The following is a 15203-nucleotide window of genomic DNA, read 5'->3' on the forward strand; positions in this document are numbered from 1 at the left end:
ACGCTGGAGGCGGCATGTCGACAATTCCATACACTGTGGAAACAGAGAGCGGTGAGTCGTTTGATGGAATTTCGGAAGACCTGCTCTTCGAGTTGGTTGGCGAGCTGAATTACCCCGACAACTCGTTTCTTACGATCGAGCCGCAGGGGGGTGAAAACCGATGGTACGTCGTTGTGACTCTGGATTCAGATAGTCGGCTCGAAGTCGAGTATCGAAATCCGGAAACGCGTGAGCATCGAGTTGTTGCCGGCGGCGACGTGTCAGGGATCGCAATCGATGTGACGATCTGGGTTTCCTCCATCGTCCGTCAATAAGACGCTGCGACGCTCAGGCCAGAGCCGTCCATGAGGAGCCCCGCCGGCACGTCCCGGCGGGGCTCTCGTGCCGTTTGACGGCAACGGTGACGGCAACGTCAGCGGACGACGGCTGCGGCGGGTGGGACGTCGGGGTCGTCGTCGATCGGGCTGAGGACGTTGCCCAGGGTGTCAATGGCCTGGCGTTGGAGACGGAGCCGAACGTGCGCGTAGACGCCGGCGGTGACGCCGATGTGGGCGTGGCCGAGGAGTTCCTTGATGACGACGAGATCGACGCCTTGTTCCAGGAGCAGGGTGGCGGTGGAGTGGCGTAGGTCGTGGAAGCGGACCCGGCGGAGGCTTGCTCGGTCGAGGAGTCGGCCGAAGCGCCTGGTCAAGTTGGCCGGGTCGATCGGTCCGCCGCTCGGTACAACGAAGACGAGACCGCTGTTCTTCCATCGCGCCCCAGCTGCCTTGCGTTCTGCTTCCTGCCGTTCTCGGTGGCTCTTCAGCGAGTGGACACACTCGGTGGGCAGGGCGATGCGGCGTTCGGAGGCGCGGGTCTTGGTGGGCAGGGCGGTCAGACCGCCGGTGCGGGTGCGCTGGAGGGAGCGGCGGATGCTGGCGGTTCCTGCATCGAGGTCGAGGTCTTCCCAGCGGAGGCCGAGGAGTTCACCTTTGCGGAGTCCGGTGCGCAGGGCGAGTTCGTACAGGGCGTGCAGCCGGTCGGTCTTGGACACCAGGAGGAGCTGTCGGGCTTCAGCCGCGGTGAGCGGTGTGAAGCGGCGAGGCCTGGGCGCAGTGGTTTTGACGTTCCGGGCGATATTGCGCGGTAGTTCGTCTTCGCGGACGGCGTGTTCCAGGGCGGACTTGAGGACTGAGTGGACGTACGTCACGGTCAGCGGGGACAGCCGCTTGCCGCAGCACTCGCCGACGGCACAGCAATGGTGCTTGGCCGCGTCAAGCCCCTGCGCGCAGCACTGGCAGGTGGTCCGGAGGCGGTCGAGGAAGGTGCGTACGTCCTTAGCGGTGAGGCGGGCGAGCCTCTTTGTTCCGAGGCCGGGGATGAGGTGGAGGCGGATGCAGGTGGCATAGCGGGTATGGGTGTTCTCGCGGAGTCGGTGGATGGCGACGCTGCTCAGCCAGTACGCGAGGTACATGCCCACGGTGCTGTCAGCCGCCGCCACAGGCAGGCCTCGGTTGCTGTCGGTGATCTTCTCGGCGAGTTTGTTGGCGGCGTCCTTGCGGGTGGTGCCGTAGACACGGACGCGTTTGCGGCTGCCGTCGGCGGCGAGCACGTAGCCGGCGGCTTCCCAGCGGCCGTCCTTGCGCTGGTAGATGGTGCCTTCGCCGTTCGCGCGGGTCTTCTTGCGGGGAGCGGTCATCGGGCGGCCTCTTCCAGATGGCGCTGGATGTAGTCGTCCAGGGCGTGGCTGGGGATGCGGCGGGCGCGGCCGATGGTCAGCGAGGCCAGGTTCCGGGTGCGGATGAGGTCGTACAGCGCGGAGCGGCTGATCTTGAGACGGGCCATGGCCTGGGGAACGGTGAGGAGTTCGTCGTCATGCACTGGCCGTTACCGCCTCTGCGCCTGTGCTGCCGACGATGAGCGCGGCGAGGCGTTCGAGGTCGGGTGTGAGGCCGATGCCGTCGTAGGCCCAGTGGGCGAGTACGAGCGTGGTTACTTCGGGCATGGGGGTGTGGCGACGGTGCCAGTCTGCGCGGGCGGCGCGGAGGGCGCCGAGGGTGGTGGAGTAAGTACGGGTCTTGGTGGAGAAGTGGCCGCGGAAGCCGAGCATGTGGGCCCAGGCTCGCAGTTTCAGGTGTTCGAGGTCGCGGCGGGCTCCGAGGGCCCAAGCGGTGCGGATCATGCGGGCGGCGTGGTTGGGGATGGTTTCCTGGCCGAGTTCGGCGATCAGTTTCAGGCGGTGGTCGAGGGTGCCGGTCGCGCTTTCGGCGCCTTTGGTGGCGTACTTCGCTACGTACCCGGCGACCTTGCCTTCCGTGATGGTGGTGCCGTCCTGGAAGGCGGTGGACCGGATGACCTTGACGTCCAGCTCCTTGCCGAAGGTGAAGGCGTAGGCATGGCCGTCGATCTCCGGTCCGTCGACGTGCGCGCGGGCGGCGGCAGCGTGGACGGCGTCAGTCAGCAGTTCGGGGGTTGCCCAGGTGGGCGGCGGTGTGTGGCCGCCTGCGGGGCCGTCGAGGCGGATCACGGCGTGGAAGTGGATCAGCCCGCGTCGCTGGTACTCGGCGACCTTGGCATACGAGACCCGGACGAGCTTGGAGAGCAGGCGCTGCGGGACTCCGGCAACGGCGGCGATGGTGCGGCGCAGGTGGAGCATGAAGCGGGCCCACAGGGCGGGGGAGTGTGCGTTCCACAGGACGGCACCTGTGTAGTCGTACCGGTCCGAGTTGAGCGGGGTACCGAGGGCCGGGTCGTCCTTGGCGTGGGTATGTCCGCACCCGCAGCGCGCGGCGGAACTGGAGCGCCTGCCATGAACCGGACCGTACGACGGGGCGGTGAGCGTGACGAACACCCGTGGATGGGCGGCGACTTGTTCAGGGATGTTCTTCCCGCCGCGCAGACCGGCGGCCATGAGATGGAATGTGTCCTGCCGGTACAGCTCGGCGCAGGAGGGGCAACGGGTGGTGCGACGGTTGCCGCAGCGGACCAGGAGGTGCCCGGCGGGCAACTCCTTGGACTTCAGTTCGCGCAGGATTTCGCCGGTGGCGGCGTTGATCTCGGTGCGGTGGCCTTCGAGGCGGATGGGCTGGGCGCAGCCGCCGAGCGAAGACAACTGCCGGACGAGACCCGGCAGGTTCCGGTAGGAGGCGAACACCGCCAGGTCGGCGGCGGCCGGTTGCGGCCGTGGGATGGCGGTGGTGCGGTCGTGCGATGGCATGCTGGCGGGACCTCTCTGCACTGCGGCACACGCGTGTGCCGTGAACGGATGGGGAGGGAGGCCCCGGCAGGGGCGAGGGTTTGGCGACTACACGCCCTTGCCGGGGATCACTGCGGTACGGGACCGGGAGCGGCCGGTGGGGTTCACGCGGCCTTGTCCAGGTCGATGCGGGTGGGCAGTTCGCGGACTTTGAGTCCGGAGGCGCACATCAAGTCGTTGATCTGCCAGCAGGCTTCGGTGGGCAGGTAGACCGAGCGCAGCCGGACGGGGGTGCGCATGTCGCCGATGGAGGCGATGGAGACGCCCTGGGGCATGGTGCGGTCGGCGGCGGTGATGTCCAGTTCCCGGCCGTCGGGGAAGAGGTGCAGGAAGTCCTCGACGGTGTCGACGCGGTGGCAGATCCGGGCGGACAGGTTGGTGCGTACGGCGGTGGTGAGAACGTCGGCGGAGGGCTTCTGAGTGAGCAGCCACAGCCGTACGCCGAACTTGGCGCCCTGGCTGGCGACGGCCAGTAGCTCGGCCTCGAACCGTTCGCGCGCCTTGCGGTCGGGGTGACGGGTGTAGTTCGCCACCTCGTCGATCACCACAAGCAGCAGCGGCAGCTCTTCGCTGAAGGCGGTGATGCGGTCGGTACGGCCGGACCAAAACAACCGCTCGCGACGCTGCATCTCCTCGCGCACCCAGCGCAGGATCTCGGTCGGCTCGTCGGGATGGATGGCGTCGGAGACCTTGTACGCGGTACGCCACCAGGGCGCGACCGCCCCGAGGTTGGGGTCGATCACGATCAGACGCACGTCCCGCATGAGCGAGGCTTGGGCGAGCAGGGTGTTGACGGTGATCGACTTGCCGGAGCGGGTGGCGCCGGCGATGAGCGCGTGCGCGGAGTAAGCGAGGTTGAGCACAACAGGGGTGCCGTCCTCGTCCCAGCCGAGCAGCACGTCATCGGTGGAGACGAACTGACCCGGTCTGCAGACCGGGGAGCCGTCCGGGCCGAGCAGCGGTGAGCGGATCACCGCCTCCAGCGGCTCACGCCGGAACCCACGCGCGACGATCACTCCGGGCTTGGGCTGGCAGATCCGGATGCGGCGCATGCCCCAGGCGTCGCACAGGCCCTCAGAGGCCTCCTGCCAGGCGCTCAGCCCGACCTGCGGCAGCGCATCGGCGGTGACGGTGACGCCGAAGCCGTCGGCGCAGGTGTGCAGACGCGGCACCAGCACGCGCGGCTTCGTCGCCTGCTCCTGCGGACCGTACTGCTGGAGCACGGTCGGGGTGGCGTCCTTGACCGCCAGGCCCAGCATCGGCGCCAGCCGCTTCCAGCCCCACCGCATCTGCCGCGCCTGCCGCAGACTGGCCCGGGTCTCCGCATCGGTGCGGTACCAGCGGGCGAAGCAGAACCCGGCCCAGCCGAGCAGCCCGAGCGCAGTGAGGCCGACGACGGCCAGGGGCGCGAGCCCGAGAGAGGTCCCGGGCATCAGGCGCCCGCCTTGGCGGTAACGGCGTCGCCGCGCACGGAGATGCCGTGCCGGTCCTTGCCGTTGATCTCGTTCTCCCAGGCCGAGGCGACCAGGCCGGTGAAGGCGACGGGCATGCCGACCTTGAGGCCCTTGCCGAGGCCGGGCTCGGGCACGTTCACGGTGATCACTTCGGCGCGGCCGTTGAACGCGAACATCACGTCCACCTGGTGCAGGTGGGCGCCGGTCGTGCGGTCGATCGCGGGCTCCCGGCCGTCACGGTCCTTGAAACGCGGCCGGGGCTCGGAGGCCAGGATCACCAAGGCCTGGGACTGGTCGATGGGCATGGTCTTCACGGCAAACCTCCAGGTAGAAGGGTGCGAATCACCCATGCGGGTGATCGCTCAACCCGACCCTACCTGACTCAATCCAACTCTATCCATCCCTATTCGTTGTTGTTCTGCTCCCGCCCTGTCCATGGGGTCGCTAATCTGGCCGGTGCAGCGTGCTGTGCTGCGGGAACGGCGGCCGGCCCGTCCTTCCACCACCGACATACGCCGATCCGAGGGAAGACGATGGCTCCTGCCGACGAGGCACGCCTGGCGTTCGAGCGCATCGCGGACGATCTCAAGCAGCAGATCCGTGGTGAGAAGCTCCAGCCGGGGCAGTTGCTGCCGTCGCACAGCCAGCTGATGGAGGCGTACGGCGCATCGAGTCTGACCGTGCAGAAGGCGGTGCGGCTCCTGCGCAGCGAGGGCTGGGTCATGACCCGCCAGGGCAAGGGCACCTTCGTGAGCAGGTCGGCGGATTTCGAGCACGCCTTCGAGAAAGTCGTCAAGGATCTGGAACGCCAGATCCGCTCCGGCAGCCTCACGCCGGGGATCAAGCTGCCGGGCCGTGAAGCGCTCGCCGACCATTACGCGGTACCGGTCCGTGTCATCGACGCGGCGGTCAGCCTGCTTGTACGCAACGAATGGCTTCGCTACGAGGACGAAGAGCGCAGCCACGACGCCTATGTCCGCGACGCGGACGATCCCGCCCTCGGGCGGCACCTCGCTCACGCGGCCCTCGTCCAGAAGATCCGCAACGGCTCGTTGCCCAAGGGCACCCGGCTGACCGGAGCGGAGGCCGCCGAGGCCATCGGCCACAGCGAAGAGAACACCGAGCAGGCCCTGGCCGCGCTGGCCCTGGAAGGACATGCCCGCAAGGTCTACAAGAACCCGCGCAAGGAGATCCCCTCCCGCACCCGGCCGAGCGAGCCGCAGCCGGAAGAACTGGCCTACGTCATCGGCGAAAGCCTCTTCTGGGAAGAACCGGCAGACGCGGGGGGTACCGGCGACGGTTCCGCACAGTTGCCGCAGTCCGCGCCGCCCGGGTCCTGGGACGTCGGCCTGGCGGGCAAGCTGGACCTGATCCTGGAGCAGATGGCCGACATGCGCGAGCGTCTTGAGCGCCTGGAGCAGGCAAGCCAGGGCCGAGGAGCCAAGCGCCCCAAGGGCGCCTGACTGCATGCAGTGAGAATCCCCGGAGAGCCATGGCTTTCCGGGGATTTCCGCTGCGGCCCTATCCGACCGGGTGCGACGGGCGCCGGCTGGAACAGGAGATCGTGATGGGCAGTCAGTCGAGCGGGACGGGGCGGCGGCTGTCCCGCTCCTCGTCTTCGGTCTCCAGGTCGTCCAGGGTGTCGAGGTCGTCGTAGGCGGGGGCGGGTAGACGTGCTCCCCGGCTCACCGCGATCCGGTGGACGTTCGTCAATGCCTCGGTCAACTGGACTGCCAGCAGGTGCAGTTCGCCAGGCGTCCACTGGCGTCCGTCCAGTGTGTGTTGTGCCTCTTGAACGAGTTCACCGGCCAGGCCGAGTTGGGCCGACTCCATGTTGTCAGCGAGGCGTGACAGGTATCCGGTCCCGTCGCCTGCGAGGTAGCAGGGTTTTCCTTCCGGCCCGGCCCAGGGGAGCAGGCGGACCTGATTCGTGAGGCTCATCAGGCCCCCACCTCCATGCTGCGGGTCAGCAGGGGACCGCTGTCGACTCCGTGCACGGCCAACCACAGTGCGCGCCGCGGTGCCCGTCGGCGCTGCTGCTCCCGCTGTTCGTGCGCGAGCAGGTACGGGCGGACCAGTCCGGTGTCCTCACCGTGCAGCACCGGGGCAACGGGTACGTGAGGCGGACATTCAGTGGATGCCTCCACAACGGGGAGGGTGGGGCGGGAATCCGGTGCGCGGTGGCGGCCTGGCGCGGGCCGTAGCAGCCGTAGCAGTGGTTCGAAGATGTGGGCGATACAGTGCGGCACGTCGGCGCTCCTTGTCAGCGTTGGCCACGCCCCCGGACCGTTCGCCCGGTCGCGGGGGTCCTGACTGAGCGTCAGCCTGCCGACTGGCGATGCACACCGGTTGCACCAAGCGGTGCAACTCCTCTCGCCGGGAACCTGCTATATCCCGACCCACTCCGCGTACTGCGCCAGCGAACTGTTACGCGTCCGTTCCTGCCGTTTGAGGGCCAGCACGGTGTCCCTCACGGTCGGGTGGTAGCGGGTCTGCTGTGGCGCGATGCGCCGGGCCTGGTGCAGGCAGTCCAGCGCTTCCTCCGGGTGGCCGGCCCAGGCATGGGAGCGGCCGAGGTCCATCCAGTGGTGTCCGGCCCGGGAACGGGTCCAGCCTCGCGGGATGTGCACATCCTGGGCGAGCTCGATCGCGCGACCGAAGTCGTCCATCTCCGAGGCGATGGCCACCGCATGCACACCGACGTTCACCGGCCCCCAGGTGACGCCGAAATCGGGCAACTCGCCCGTGGCCCGGGCCAGAGAGCGGGCCTCGGCAAGGCGGGCATCCGCCTCATCCCGGTCCTGCATCCGCCCCGCGATCACCGCAGCCCGCAGATGCATCACACCCTGCATGGCCTCAACGCCTGCCGGGCGGCGCGCATCCAGGCCGTCGAGATCCCGCAGAGCGCGGTCAATCACCCGCAGACCCACGTCGTACCGGCCGGACGACATCGTGGTCTGCGCGCGAAGATAGGCATACATGGCGGCCAGCCCCGGCTCGTCGGCGCGCGGCGCGATCCACGCCAGCCGGTCCAGCGCAACGGTGGCCAGATCGATATAGCCGAAGTTCCACGCCACGGTGAACACACACCGGAACGTCCCCGCCAGACACTCGTAGGCCAGCCGCTGCTCCTCCCCGGTGCTGGTGTGCACCGCCTGCACCGACTCATCGATCAACCCGGGCAGGTCGCGCACCATGTCCGTGTACTGCGCCTGCCGGCGTTGTACGAGGGCCCGTTGGACATCAGCCCGGATCAACGCGGCTGGGCGCGGAACTGTCTCCCAGTCGAGCGCGACATCCCAGTTCTCCAGTCCCTCACGGATCGGCTGGATCAAGGCGTCCATGCGGTCCCGGCGCAACTCCTCGGCGTACGGCTGCCCCAGCAGATCGGACGTGGAGACGCCCAGCGCGCGGGCACAGGCAGCGACAAGAGCCGGGGAGGCAGCCTTCTGCCCGCACTCCACCTTCGACAGCAACGACTTCGACACGTGAGCCCGCATCGCCAGCCCCTGCTGCGTCAGGCCGCGCTGCTTCCGGATACGGGCGATCCGAGCGCCGGTGTGCTCCTCAATGCTCTGCGACACGGCGAACTCCGTTCTGCGGCAACACTCAGACGGTACCCCTGCAACACGGCCCCGGACCGGCTGAACAACGATCACCCCGGCTGCCCGCAGAACCACACCTGCCAGTCCGACGCTTCGGACCGCACTCCAGCCGAACGACCAGCCGACGGCCAGGGCACAGCACCAAGGCGGGATGCGTCCAAACTTTCTCTACGTCTTCAAGGCGACCCGCTGACGCGGGTCGCGCGCGGCACGGCCGCCCACCCGGCCCGCTCTCGGCTCCGCCACCGCGGGCCAGCCAGCGACCAGGCCGCGCAGAAGCGCGTAGCGGACGACCGGAAGCGAGCGAAGACCAGACGCTCCCGAACGGCGAGCACCAGGCCGACGGCGAGGCGGCGACGGGAGTTGGCCGGTGCGCAGAGCGGCGGTGGGGTCGGTCGGCTCCATGGGCTTTACCCACCTCCCCGGGGCGGGGCCCGCGTCGGGCAAGGCCAGGGGGCCACTCGTTCAAATTCCGGGCAGGGGCATAGCCTGCCCGAGTTGCCGGGCCAGCGTACGGCCCCCTGACCATGCCCGACCCCAACCCGGGCAGGACACCGGCCAAAGCCCACTCCACCTCCCTCACGCGCAAAGCCGTCTGACGGCAACGCCGACGGCAACAGGGGCGCACAACGCGGCACTTCCACGCACACCTGCGTACAAGCCGAATAGCGCTCACCTGCGAAAACGCAGATGACGGCCCCCGAGCGAGCACACGTACTATGTGCTGGCGGACGAGACGCCGGTACTCGTTCATAACAGCAACTGTGATGTTGCTGGCCGAGAGCTTTGGCAGCTAACCAAGGAAGGCTCGACGAAACTCCTAAAGGGAGGTCCGTTCAAGACCACCTTCTATAAGAGTGCCTCGGACGGTACCTGGTGGACTCCGGACGTGACCGGCCACGGTGAATCGGCGTTCAAGGTCTATCGGGAGACCAGTAAGGGACTCGAATGGATATCGGATGCCGATAAATACGGCGACTACATGCCGGACAAGTGGAAGGGCGATACGGGGAAATTTATACCGAACAGCAATTTGCGGGGCGTCAAGAGATGATCGAGACTGCCGACGAGTTCGTACGGCTGCGCAACAGCTCAGATCCACAGGAATGCCGCAGGGCGGCAGTTGAGGAGGCGCCCGCGCAGGTGTGGATGGAGGTCGTCGATCGATATCCGGAAGAACGGGTGGCGGTTGTCCAGAACAAGACGGTGCCGTTGGCTGTTCTGGAAATACTGATCGACGACCCTGATACTCGCGTCCGTTTCATGGTGGCCATGAAGCGGAAACTGTCACCGGACCTTCTCGCGCGCCTCGCTCACGATGTGGACGAATCGATCAGAATGAGGGTCGCGCAGCACAGGAATACGTCGAGGGAGACATTGGAATCCCTTCGGCACGACCCCTGGAGCGAAGTTCGCGCGGCTGTGGACGACCGACTAGGCGGCGTCGGCAGCGATCTCCTTTGAGGTGAGTCGATCGGCCTGAATAGCCCCACCGAGTTGTGTTCCGGTGGGGCTCTTCAACGGTTTGACGGCAACGTCAGCGGACGACGGCTGTGGTGGATGGGTCGTCGGGGAGGTCGGCGACCCCGCCGAGTGCGACGTTGAGGGTGTCGATGGCCTGGCGTTGGAGGCGGAGTCGGACGTGGGCGTAGACGCCGGCGGTGACGCCGATGTGGGCGTGGCCGAGGAGTTCCTTGATGACGACGAGATCGACGCCTTGCTCCAGGAGCAGGGTGGCGGTCGAGTGTCGGAGGTCGTGGAAGCGGATCGTCCGGAGCCCTGCGCTGTGGGATGCAGCGGCGTACGTCCAGGGCGTCGTTGGCCACGAACTCGCGGGGGCCGGCCTGCTGGAAGGTGTGGAAGAGGCCGGCGTCCGCCTGGTTGTCGGTCTTCCGGGTGGCCCGTCCAGTACCACGAGCGTGCCGCTCCCGCTCGCTCCGCGTTGCTTCCCGTGCGGAGATGGTCGAGCAGCGCGGTCTGGACCCTGACGCGGCCGTACGCGTTGACCGCCGGCTCGACGAACCATCGGCTGAAGCCGGGGTTCGGGTCGTAGACCGCCGTACGGAGCAGCGTGTCGAAGAGGGCTTCGAGGAGCCGCTTTTCCTTGGCCAAGGCCTTGCGTCGCATGCCGTGCGGTATCTGCTCCCACGTCCAGGTCTGCGGGAAGTCGGTGAACATGTCGGGGGTACCGAACTCCTCGACCAGTCGCGCCAGTTGTTGTTGGAATGCTCTTGCCTGGTCGTCCTGCGCGCGGTCGGGGAGTGGAGCGAACGTCTGAGGCTCCTCGACGTTCACTTCTCCTGGCCTTCGAGGAAGGCCGACCAGGCGGTGGGGGAGAGGGTGACGTGGGGGCCGGTGGGGTTCTTGGAGTCGCGGATGTGGATGGTGTGGGGGAGGGCCGCTATCTCTACGCACTCGCCGCCCTCGCCGCTGCTGTAACTGGACTTGAACCAGTTCCATCGCTCAGTGCTCATAGCTCCCCCAGTTTCTTCTCCATCAGGGCCCGGGACTCCATGGGGCTGAGGGCCAGTGCGCGCATGATCCCATAGCGGTCGGCGATCTTCCGGACCTCTTCCAGGCCCGTGATCAGGTGTGGGTAGCCCTGCGCTTCCGTGTACGCCACCTAGGCGTGCCCCTTGGGGGTCAGCAGATTGAACGCGCTGTCCAGGTTGGGGTGTTCCTCGCGCTGGGTCGGCATCACCTGGATCTCGACGTTCCGCATGCCGCCGATGCGTAGCAGATGCCGAAGCTGCGCCGCGAAGAGAGCCGGTCCGATCGGTCGGTTCAGGATGACCTCTTCGAGTACGTAACTCACGGCAGGCGGCGGCCAGCGATCGAAAACCTGCTGCCTGGAGAGCCTGTCCGCCACTCGCTTCTCGATGGTCTCCTCGCTTAGGAACGGTCGCCGTTGAGAGAACACAGCCCGCGCGTACTCCTCCGTCTGCAACAACCCCGGCACGCCTTGGTTGGCGTAGAAGTGCAGTTCAACCGCCTCCGCCTCCAGCCCCGCATAGCTCCGGTACCACTCCGGATGCCGAGTCCGCGCCTTCTTCATCCCCTCCTTGATCTCGGGGACCATCGCCACCAACAACCCCTCGGCGCCCAGAAGTTCGTCCGCCTTCTCCAACACCTCCGGCCGGGTCACCCGTACCCCTCGCTCCATCGCGCTGATGGCGTCCGGGCCGTATCCGACCGCCTCGCCGAGCTCCTTCTGCGTGAGGCCCGCTCGCTCCCGCAGCAGCTTCAGCAGCTTGCCCACCGCCGTGAACAACCCCGTCGTACCGTCGGCCTCCGCCGGGGTCTCCGGCTTTCGCTCGTCCGTCACGCCCGTACCGCCCGCACCTCGTCGTGGTCACGGTCGACAACCCGACACCTGGCACACCGCACCCATACGGCTACATAGCGTCCCGCCGTCGCCCCTGGTCAGGTTAGAACCGGACGACCACGCTGAGTGACATTAATTCGGAAACCCCCACCGTCCTCGGTGAACGCAAGCAGCGAGATCAACGGCGCCGCCACTCCGGTCATGGGGGAACTCGCCGCCAACGCGGTTACTCACGGGCGCGTCTACGGGCACGGGTTTCTGGTCAGAGTGGTGTGGATGACCGGCACCGTACGTATCGAGGTGGCCGACGCGTGCAAGCAGCGACGGCCGGAGACGCGGCCGGTGGCCGTCGACGCCGAGACCGGGCGGGGGCTGTTGATCGTCGCCGCGCTCGCCGACCGGTGGGGTGTCGAGAATCGGGCCCTCGGCAAGGCCGTGTGGGCCGAGCTTCACATGCCCGAGTGACATCCAGTCCACCTAGTCCACCATGTCCGCCGCCGTGAGCAAGCGCGTCAGATCCGTCCGCGACCTCACCCGCAGCTTCCGGTAGATCCGCGTCAGATGTGCCTCCACCGTCTTCCTCGACACGAACAGCGATGCCGCCGCCTCCGTGTTGTTCAGGCCGCGGGCGATGGCGCGCGACACCTGGAACTCCTGCGGGGTGAGCTGGTCCAGGGTGCGGCCCATGCCGCCGCCCGGTGTGGACTGGGGGGTCGGCATCCCTCCCGCGGCGGCCAGTTCGCCGGCCGCGCGGCGGGCCCACGGGGTCGCGCCCAGCCGTTCGAAGCAGGCCAGGGCCGATGCCAGCGGTGCGCGGGCCGCCCCGGGGCGGCGGTGCCTGCGCAGCACCTCCGCCTCGCACAGCTGCGTCCGGGCCAAGTCGAAGGGGCCTGTTGTTCGTTGGTGGGCCTTCAGAGCCACCGCGAAGTGCGCCTCCGCCTCCTCCGGCGTGGTCGCCAGCAGGCCCCGGCACCGCGCCGCCCCGGCCTCCGCCGACGCCAGGCCGGTTTCGAGGGCCCGCGTCTCCAGCCACTCCACCACCTCGGCGGCCCGGACCGGGTTCCCCGCCCGGATGTGCGCCTCCGCGAGGTCCGCCGCGAACGGGACCACCTCCGTGTTGCCGATGCCCTGTTCGATCGCCAGCGCCAGGGTCTGTTCCATCTGGTCCGCCGCCGTGTCGTAGTCGCCGTAGGACAGAGCCGACAGGCCCAGGACCGCCGTCATGTGGTACTCCTGGCAGCCGATCCCGTACGCCCCGCACTCCCGCCGCGCCCGGGCCACATGCTCCTCGCACTCCACCCGGTTGCCGCGCAGCGCCTCCAGCCGGGCGAGGCAGTAGAGGGAGTAGCTCACGGCCGTCAGCTGACCCAGTTCCTCCGCCCAGCGCAGCGCCTCCGTCAAGTCTCCGCGCGCCGAAGCCCATTGGCCGATACGGGTCTCCAGCTCACCGCGTACGGCCAGCGTGAAGCCCAGCACCCCTACCGCGCTGTGTCTGCGCGCCGACTCCACCGCCGTGTTGAGGAGCTGCCGACCCCGCGTGAACTCCTCCGCACGGCTCCACGCCTGGCCGGCGATCGCGTACACCTGCTGGTCGCGGACCGGGTCGCCGCCCGTGCTGTGGCGGTCGGCGGCTTCCAGCATCGCGCGACCCTCGGCCGTACGGCCGTTCATGATCAGGGCGGCGCCGAGCAGGGTGAGGCTGTACCAGCGTTCGGGGCCCGCCTCCGTCGCCAGGGCCAGGGAGTCCTCCGCCACGCGGACCGCCGTGGGGACGTTGCCGTCCAGGCGGGCCGCCGCCGTCGCCTCCGCCAGCAACAGGCAGGCGCGGGTGGGGTCCGTGGCGCGTACGGCCTCGGCGGCGTTCATGAGCAGGCCGTACGCCTGGGCCGTCTCGCCCTTCCACGTGTACATACGGCCCAGCAGGCCCTGGATGACGGCCCGCATCGCCGGGTCGGGGGTGATGCGCAGCGCCTCCTCGCACCACTGGGGGCCCGCCGGGGAGCCGCTCAGCAGGGCGTCGGACGCGGCATGGTGGAGGCGGTCGGCGCGGGGCGCCGGGTCGGGGGTGAGATCGGCGGCCCGGCGCCAGGCCAGGGCCGACTCGCCGAACGCACTGCGGCGCCGGGCCTCCAGCGCCGCCTCGGCCAGCGCGGCCGCCGCCTCCTCGTCGGGGCCGGGGCTCGCCGACGCCCGGTACCAGGCGTGCAACGGGCCCTCGCTCACCTCGGCCAGCGCGTGGAAGGCGGCGTAGCGGTGGGCGAGGGGGGCACGGCCGAGAACGAGGGGGCGTAGCACCGGGTGGTGGAAGTCCAGGCCGTCGGCCGTGGCGGTGATCAGGCCGTCCTCCTCGGCGGGGGAGAGGGCGTCGAGCGACAGCCCTGCCGCCTCCAGGGCCTTCCGCAGCGGGCCCGCCGCCGTCGATCTGCTCGCCGCCAGCACCACCAGCGCGCGGCGGGCCGGGTCGGGGAGGGCGTCGATCCGGGTCGACCAGGCACGCTCCAGGTGGTGCCCGAGGGAGGGCGGGTCCAGCAACGGGCTCTCGCCGCGCGCCTGTTCGTCCGTCAGACCCGTCGCTATCTCGCGCAGGGCGAGGGGGTTGCCGCCGCTGATGCGTACGAGGTCGGTGAGGACGTTGGGGGCGACCGTACGGCCATGGCCGCTGACGGGGGCGGCCCCGTCGCCGCCTGCGTTGACCAGCGCGGCGCACTCCTCCGCCGTCAGACCGCCGAGCTGCACCACCGGAACGCTGCGGCGCGGCCCCGACTCCCCGTGGTCCTCCCTGGAACCGAGGGCCAGGGCGACCCGTTCGCTGGACAGCCGGCGGGCGATGAAGAGCAGGACACGTTGGGAGGAGGGGTCCACCCAGTGCAGATCGTCGACGAGGACGACCACCGGGCGCTCGTCGCCCAGCGCGGCGAGGACGTTCAGGGCGCCCATGCAGGCGGCGTACGGGTTGCCGGGCGGGTCGGCCGGGTCGCCGCCCAGCGCGAGGCAGGACTCCAGGGCGGCCCGTTGCGCGCCGGGGAGTTCCCTGAAATGGGATGAATAGGGCATGAGCAGGTCGCCGAGGGTGGCGAACGGGAGTACGGTCTCGGTCTCGATGCCCCGGGCGCGCAGCACGGTCCTGTCGCCCGCCGCCCGCTCCGCCGCGTAGTCCAGCAACGCCGTCTTGCCGATGCCCGGCTCGCCCCACAGCAGCAGCGCGGCCCCACCAGCCCCACCCGCCACGAGCAGGTCGTCCATCAGACGCCGTTCCCGCCCACGGCCGACGAGTCCGCCACGCAATGCGCCACCCCCTGGTGCCCGCCCTGCCTGCCCCGCCCGTCCATCATGCCCCTGAGGGAGACATCAGGGGGAGATGTAGGGACTTCCCTGAAGCGGGCCGGCCACGCCAGGCCTTCAATGGAGAAGGAACAACGGGCAACGGCACAACGAGCAACAGAACAACGGGGACAAAGAACAACGGGGACAAAGGAACAACCGGGAACAGCGAAGCAAGGGGAACAGCGAAGCAACGGGGGAAGCACCATTCGCACCACCAGCACGACACGGGGAACCAAGCAGGTCGCGGAACAAGGGGGACG

16 protein-coding genes and 1 pseudogene are annotated in these 15203 nt (G+C 68.8%); 5 read left to right on the forward strand and 12 right to left on the reverse strand.

Features of this window, described 5'->3' with window-relative positions; genetic code table 11:
- Positions 1-35: 35 nt before the first annotated feature.
- Positions 36-314: a hypothetical protein gene (locus SGFS_RS34385; protein WP_286256079.1), complete on the forward strand. Its 279-nt coding sequence runs from the start codon at positions 36-38 to the stop codon at positions 312-314.
- A gap of 98 nt (positions 315-412) precedes the next feature.
- Here SGFS_RS34385 and SGFS_RS34390 read toward each other — a convergent pair whose 3' ends face one another.
- The 5 genes from SGFS_RS34390 to SGFS_RS34410 all read right to left on the reverse strand — a co-directional run bounded on the left by SGFS_RS34390 (position 413) and on the right by SGFS_RS34410 (position 4994).
- The gene (locus tag SGFS_RS34390; RefSeq protein ID WP_286256080.1) at positions 413-1678 is read right to left on the reverse strand and encodes a tyrosine-type recombinase/integrase; all 1266 of its coding nucleotides are present in this window, start codon (positions 1676-1678) and stop codon (positions 413-415) included.
- Positions 1675-1860: a helix-turn-helix domain-containing protein gene (locus SGFS_RS34395; protein ID WP_286256081.1), complete on the reverse strand. Its 186-nt coding sequence runs from the start codon at positions 1858-1860 to the stop codon at positions 1675-1677. Before SGFS_RS34395 ends, SGFS_RS34390 begins: the two co-directional genes overlap by 4 nt.
- Positions 1853-3196 (reverse strand): replication initiator, encoded by a 1344-nt coding sequence (locus tag SGFS_RS34400; RefSeq protein WP_286256082.1) that lies wholly within the window; start codon positions 3194-3196, stop codon positions 1853-1855. Before SGFS_RS34400 ends, SGFS_RS34395 begins: the two co-directional genes overlap by 8 nt.
- Positions 3197-3339: 143 nt before the next feature.
- The gene (locus SGFS_RS34405; RefSeq protein WP_286256083.1) at positions 3340-4668 is read right to left on the reverse strand and encodes an FtsK/SpoIIIE domain-containing protein; all 1329 of its coding nucleotides are present in this window, start codon (positions 4666-4668) and stop codon (positions 3340-3342) included.
- Positions 4668-4994, reverse strand: coding sequence for an SCO3933 family regulatory protein (locus SGFS_RS34410; protein ID WP_257850208.1), 327 nt, complete (start codon positions 4992-4994; stop codon positions 4668-4670). Before SGFS_RS34410 ends, SGFS_RS34405 begins: the two co-directional genes overlap by 1 nt.
- Before the next feature lie 228 nt (positions 4995-5222).
- Between SGFS_RS34410 and SGFS_RS34415 the strand changes: the two genes are divergently transcribed.
- Positions 5223-6152 carry a GntR family transcriptional regulator gene (locus SGFS_RS34415; protein WP_286256084.1) on the forward strand — a complete coding sequence of 310 codons (930 nt, stop codon included), beginning with the start codon at positions 5223-5225 and terminating at the stop codon, positions 6150-6152.
- Between the two features lie 112 nt (positions 6153-6264).
- Here the strand turns inward: SGFS_RS34415 and SGFS_RS34420 are convergent, their stop codons facing one another.
- From SGFS_RS34420 to SGFS_RS34430, 3 genes are all read right to left on the reverse strand, one after another.
- Positions 6265-6630, reverse strand: coding sequence for a hypothetical protein (locus SGFS_RS34420; protein ID WP_286256085.1), 366 nt, complete (start codon positions 6628-6630; stop codon positions 6265-6267).
- Positions 6630-6791: a hypothetical protein gene (locus SGFS_RS34425; protein WP_286256086.1), complete on the reverse strand. Its 162-nt coding sequence runs from the start codon at positions 6789-6791 to the stop codon at positions 6630-6632. The genes SGFS_RS34420 and SGFS_RS34425 overlap by 1 nt, the downstream gene beginning before the upstream one ends.
- Before the next feature lie 285 nt (positions 6792-7076).
- On the reverse strand, positions 7077-8273 hold the full coding sequence (locus tag SGFS_RS34430) for a helix-turn-helix domain-containing protein (protein ID WP_286256087.1): 1197 nt from the start codon (positions 8271-8273) through the stop codon (positions 7077-7079).
- Positions 8274-9015: 742 nt separating this feature from the next.
- Between SGFS_RS34430 and SGFS_RS34435 the strand changes: the two genes are divergently transcribed.
- Together SGFS_RS34435 and SGFS_RS34440 are read left to right on the forward strand one after the other, a co-directional pair.
- Positions 9016-9348 carry a hypothetical protein gene (locus tag SGFS_RS34435; RefSeq protein ID WP_286256088.1) on the forward strand — a complete coding sequence of 111 codons (333 nt, stop codon included), beginning with the start codon at positions 9016-9018 and terminating at the stop codon, positions 9346-9348.
- Positions 9345-9758: a hypothetical protein gene (locus tag SGFS_RS34440; RefSeq protein WP_286256089.1), complete on the forward strand. Its 414-nt coding sequence runs from the start codon at positions 9345-9347 to the stop codon at positions 9756-9758. The genes SGFS_RS34435 and SGFS_RS34440 overlap by 4 nt, the downstream gene beginning before the upstream one ends.
- A 73-nt stretch (positions 9759-9831) precedes the next feature.
- On the opposite strand, the gene SGFS_RS34445 is transcribed toward SGFS_RS34440, so the two are convergent.
- The 3 genes and pseudogenes from SGFS_RS34445 to SGFS_RS34455 form a co-directional block, all read right to left on the reverse strand.
- A complete protein-coding gene (locus SGFS_RS34445) occupies positions 9832-10209 on the reverse strand; it encodes a tyrosine-type recombinase/integrase (RefSeq protein ID WP_434028101.1) in 378 nt (125 codons plus the stop codon).
- A 376-nt stretch (positions 10210-10585) separates the two neighbouring features.
- Positions 10586-10768 carry a DUF397 domain-containing protein gene (locus SGFS_RS34450; protein WP_286256090.1) on the reverse strand — a complete coding sequence of 61 codons (183 nt, stop codon included), beginning with the start codon at positions 10766-10768 and terminating at the stop codon, positions 10586-10588.
- Positions 10765-11619 (reverse strand): annotated as a pseudogene (locus SGFS_RS34455) (helix-turn-helix domain-containing protein). The gene SGFS_RS34450 and the pseudogene SGFS_RS34455 overlap by 4 nt, the downstream one beginning before the upstream one ends.
- Before the next feature lie 159 nt (positions 11620-11778).
- On the opposite strand from SGFS_RS34455, the gene SGFS_RS34460 reads away from it, so the two are divergent.
- A complete protein-coding gene (locus SGFS_RS34460; protein ID WP_286256091.1) occupies positions 11779-12084 on the forward strand; it encodes an ATP-binding protein in 306 nt (101 codons plus the stop codon).
- 12 nt (positions 12085-12096) lie between these two features.
- Here SGFS_RS34460 and SGFS_RS34465 read toward each other — a convergent pair whose 3' ends face one another.
- Positions 12097-14904, reverse strand: a complete 2808-nt coding sequence (locus tag SGFS_RS34465) for a helix-turn-helix transcriptional regulator (RefSeq protein ID WP_286256092.1) — start codon at positions 14902-14904, stop codon at positions 12097-12099.
- Positions 14905-15203 lie beyond the last annotated feature (299 nt).

Source organism: Streptomyces graminofaciens (assembly GCF_030294945.1).
Lineage (GTDB): Bacteria > Actinomycetota > Actinomycetes > Streptomycetales > Streptomycetaceae > Streptomyces > Streptomyces graminofaciens.

Bases quoted from the DNA above. Each gene is read 5' to 3' on its own strand.
- SGFS_RS34390 (WP_286256080.1), bottom strand. From the start codon at position 1,678: ATGACCGCTCCCCGCAAGAAGACCCGCGCGAACGGCGAAGGCACCATC.
- SGFS_RS34400 (WP_286256082.1), bottom strand. From the start codon at position 3,196: ATGCCATCGCACGACCGCACCACCGCCATCCCACGGCCGCAACCGGCC.
- SGFS_RS34405 (WP_286256083.1), bottom strand. From the start codon at position 4,668: ATGCCCGGGACCTCTCTCGGGCTCGCGCCCCTGGCCGTCGTCGGCCTC.
- SGFS_RS34410 (WP_257850208.1), bottom strand. From the start codon at position 4,994: ATGCCCATCGACCAGTCCCAGGCCTTGGTGATCCTGGCCTCCGAGCCC.
- SGFS_RS34415 (WP_286256084.1), top strand. From the start codon at position 5,223: ATGGCTCCTGCCGACGAGGCACGCCTGGCGTTCGAGCGCATCGCGGAC.
- SGFS_RS34420 (WP_286256085.1), bottom strand. From the start codon at position 6,630: ATGAGCCTCACGAATCAGGTCCGCCTGCTCCCCTGGGCCGGGCCGGAA.
- SGFS_RS34440 (WP_286256089.1), top strand. From the start codon at position 9,345: ATGATCGAGACTGCCGACGAGTTCGTACGGCTGCGCAACAGCTCAGAT.
- SGFS_RS34450 (WP_286256090.1), bottom strand. From the start codon at position 10,768: ATGAGCACTGAGCGATGGAACTGGTTCAAGTCCAGTTACAGCAGCGGC.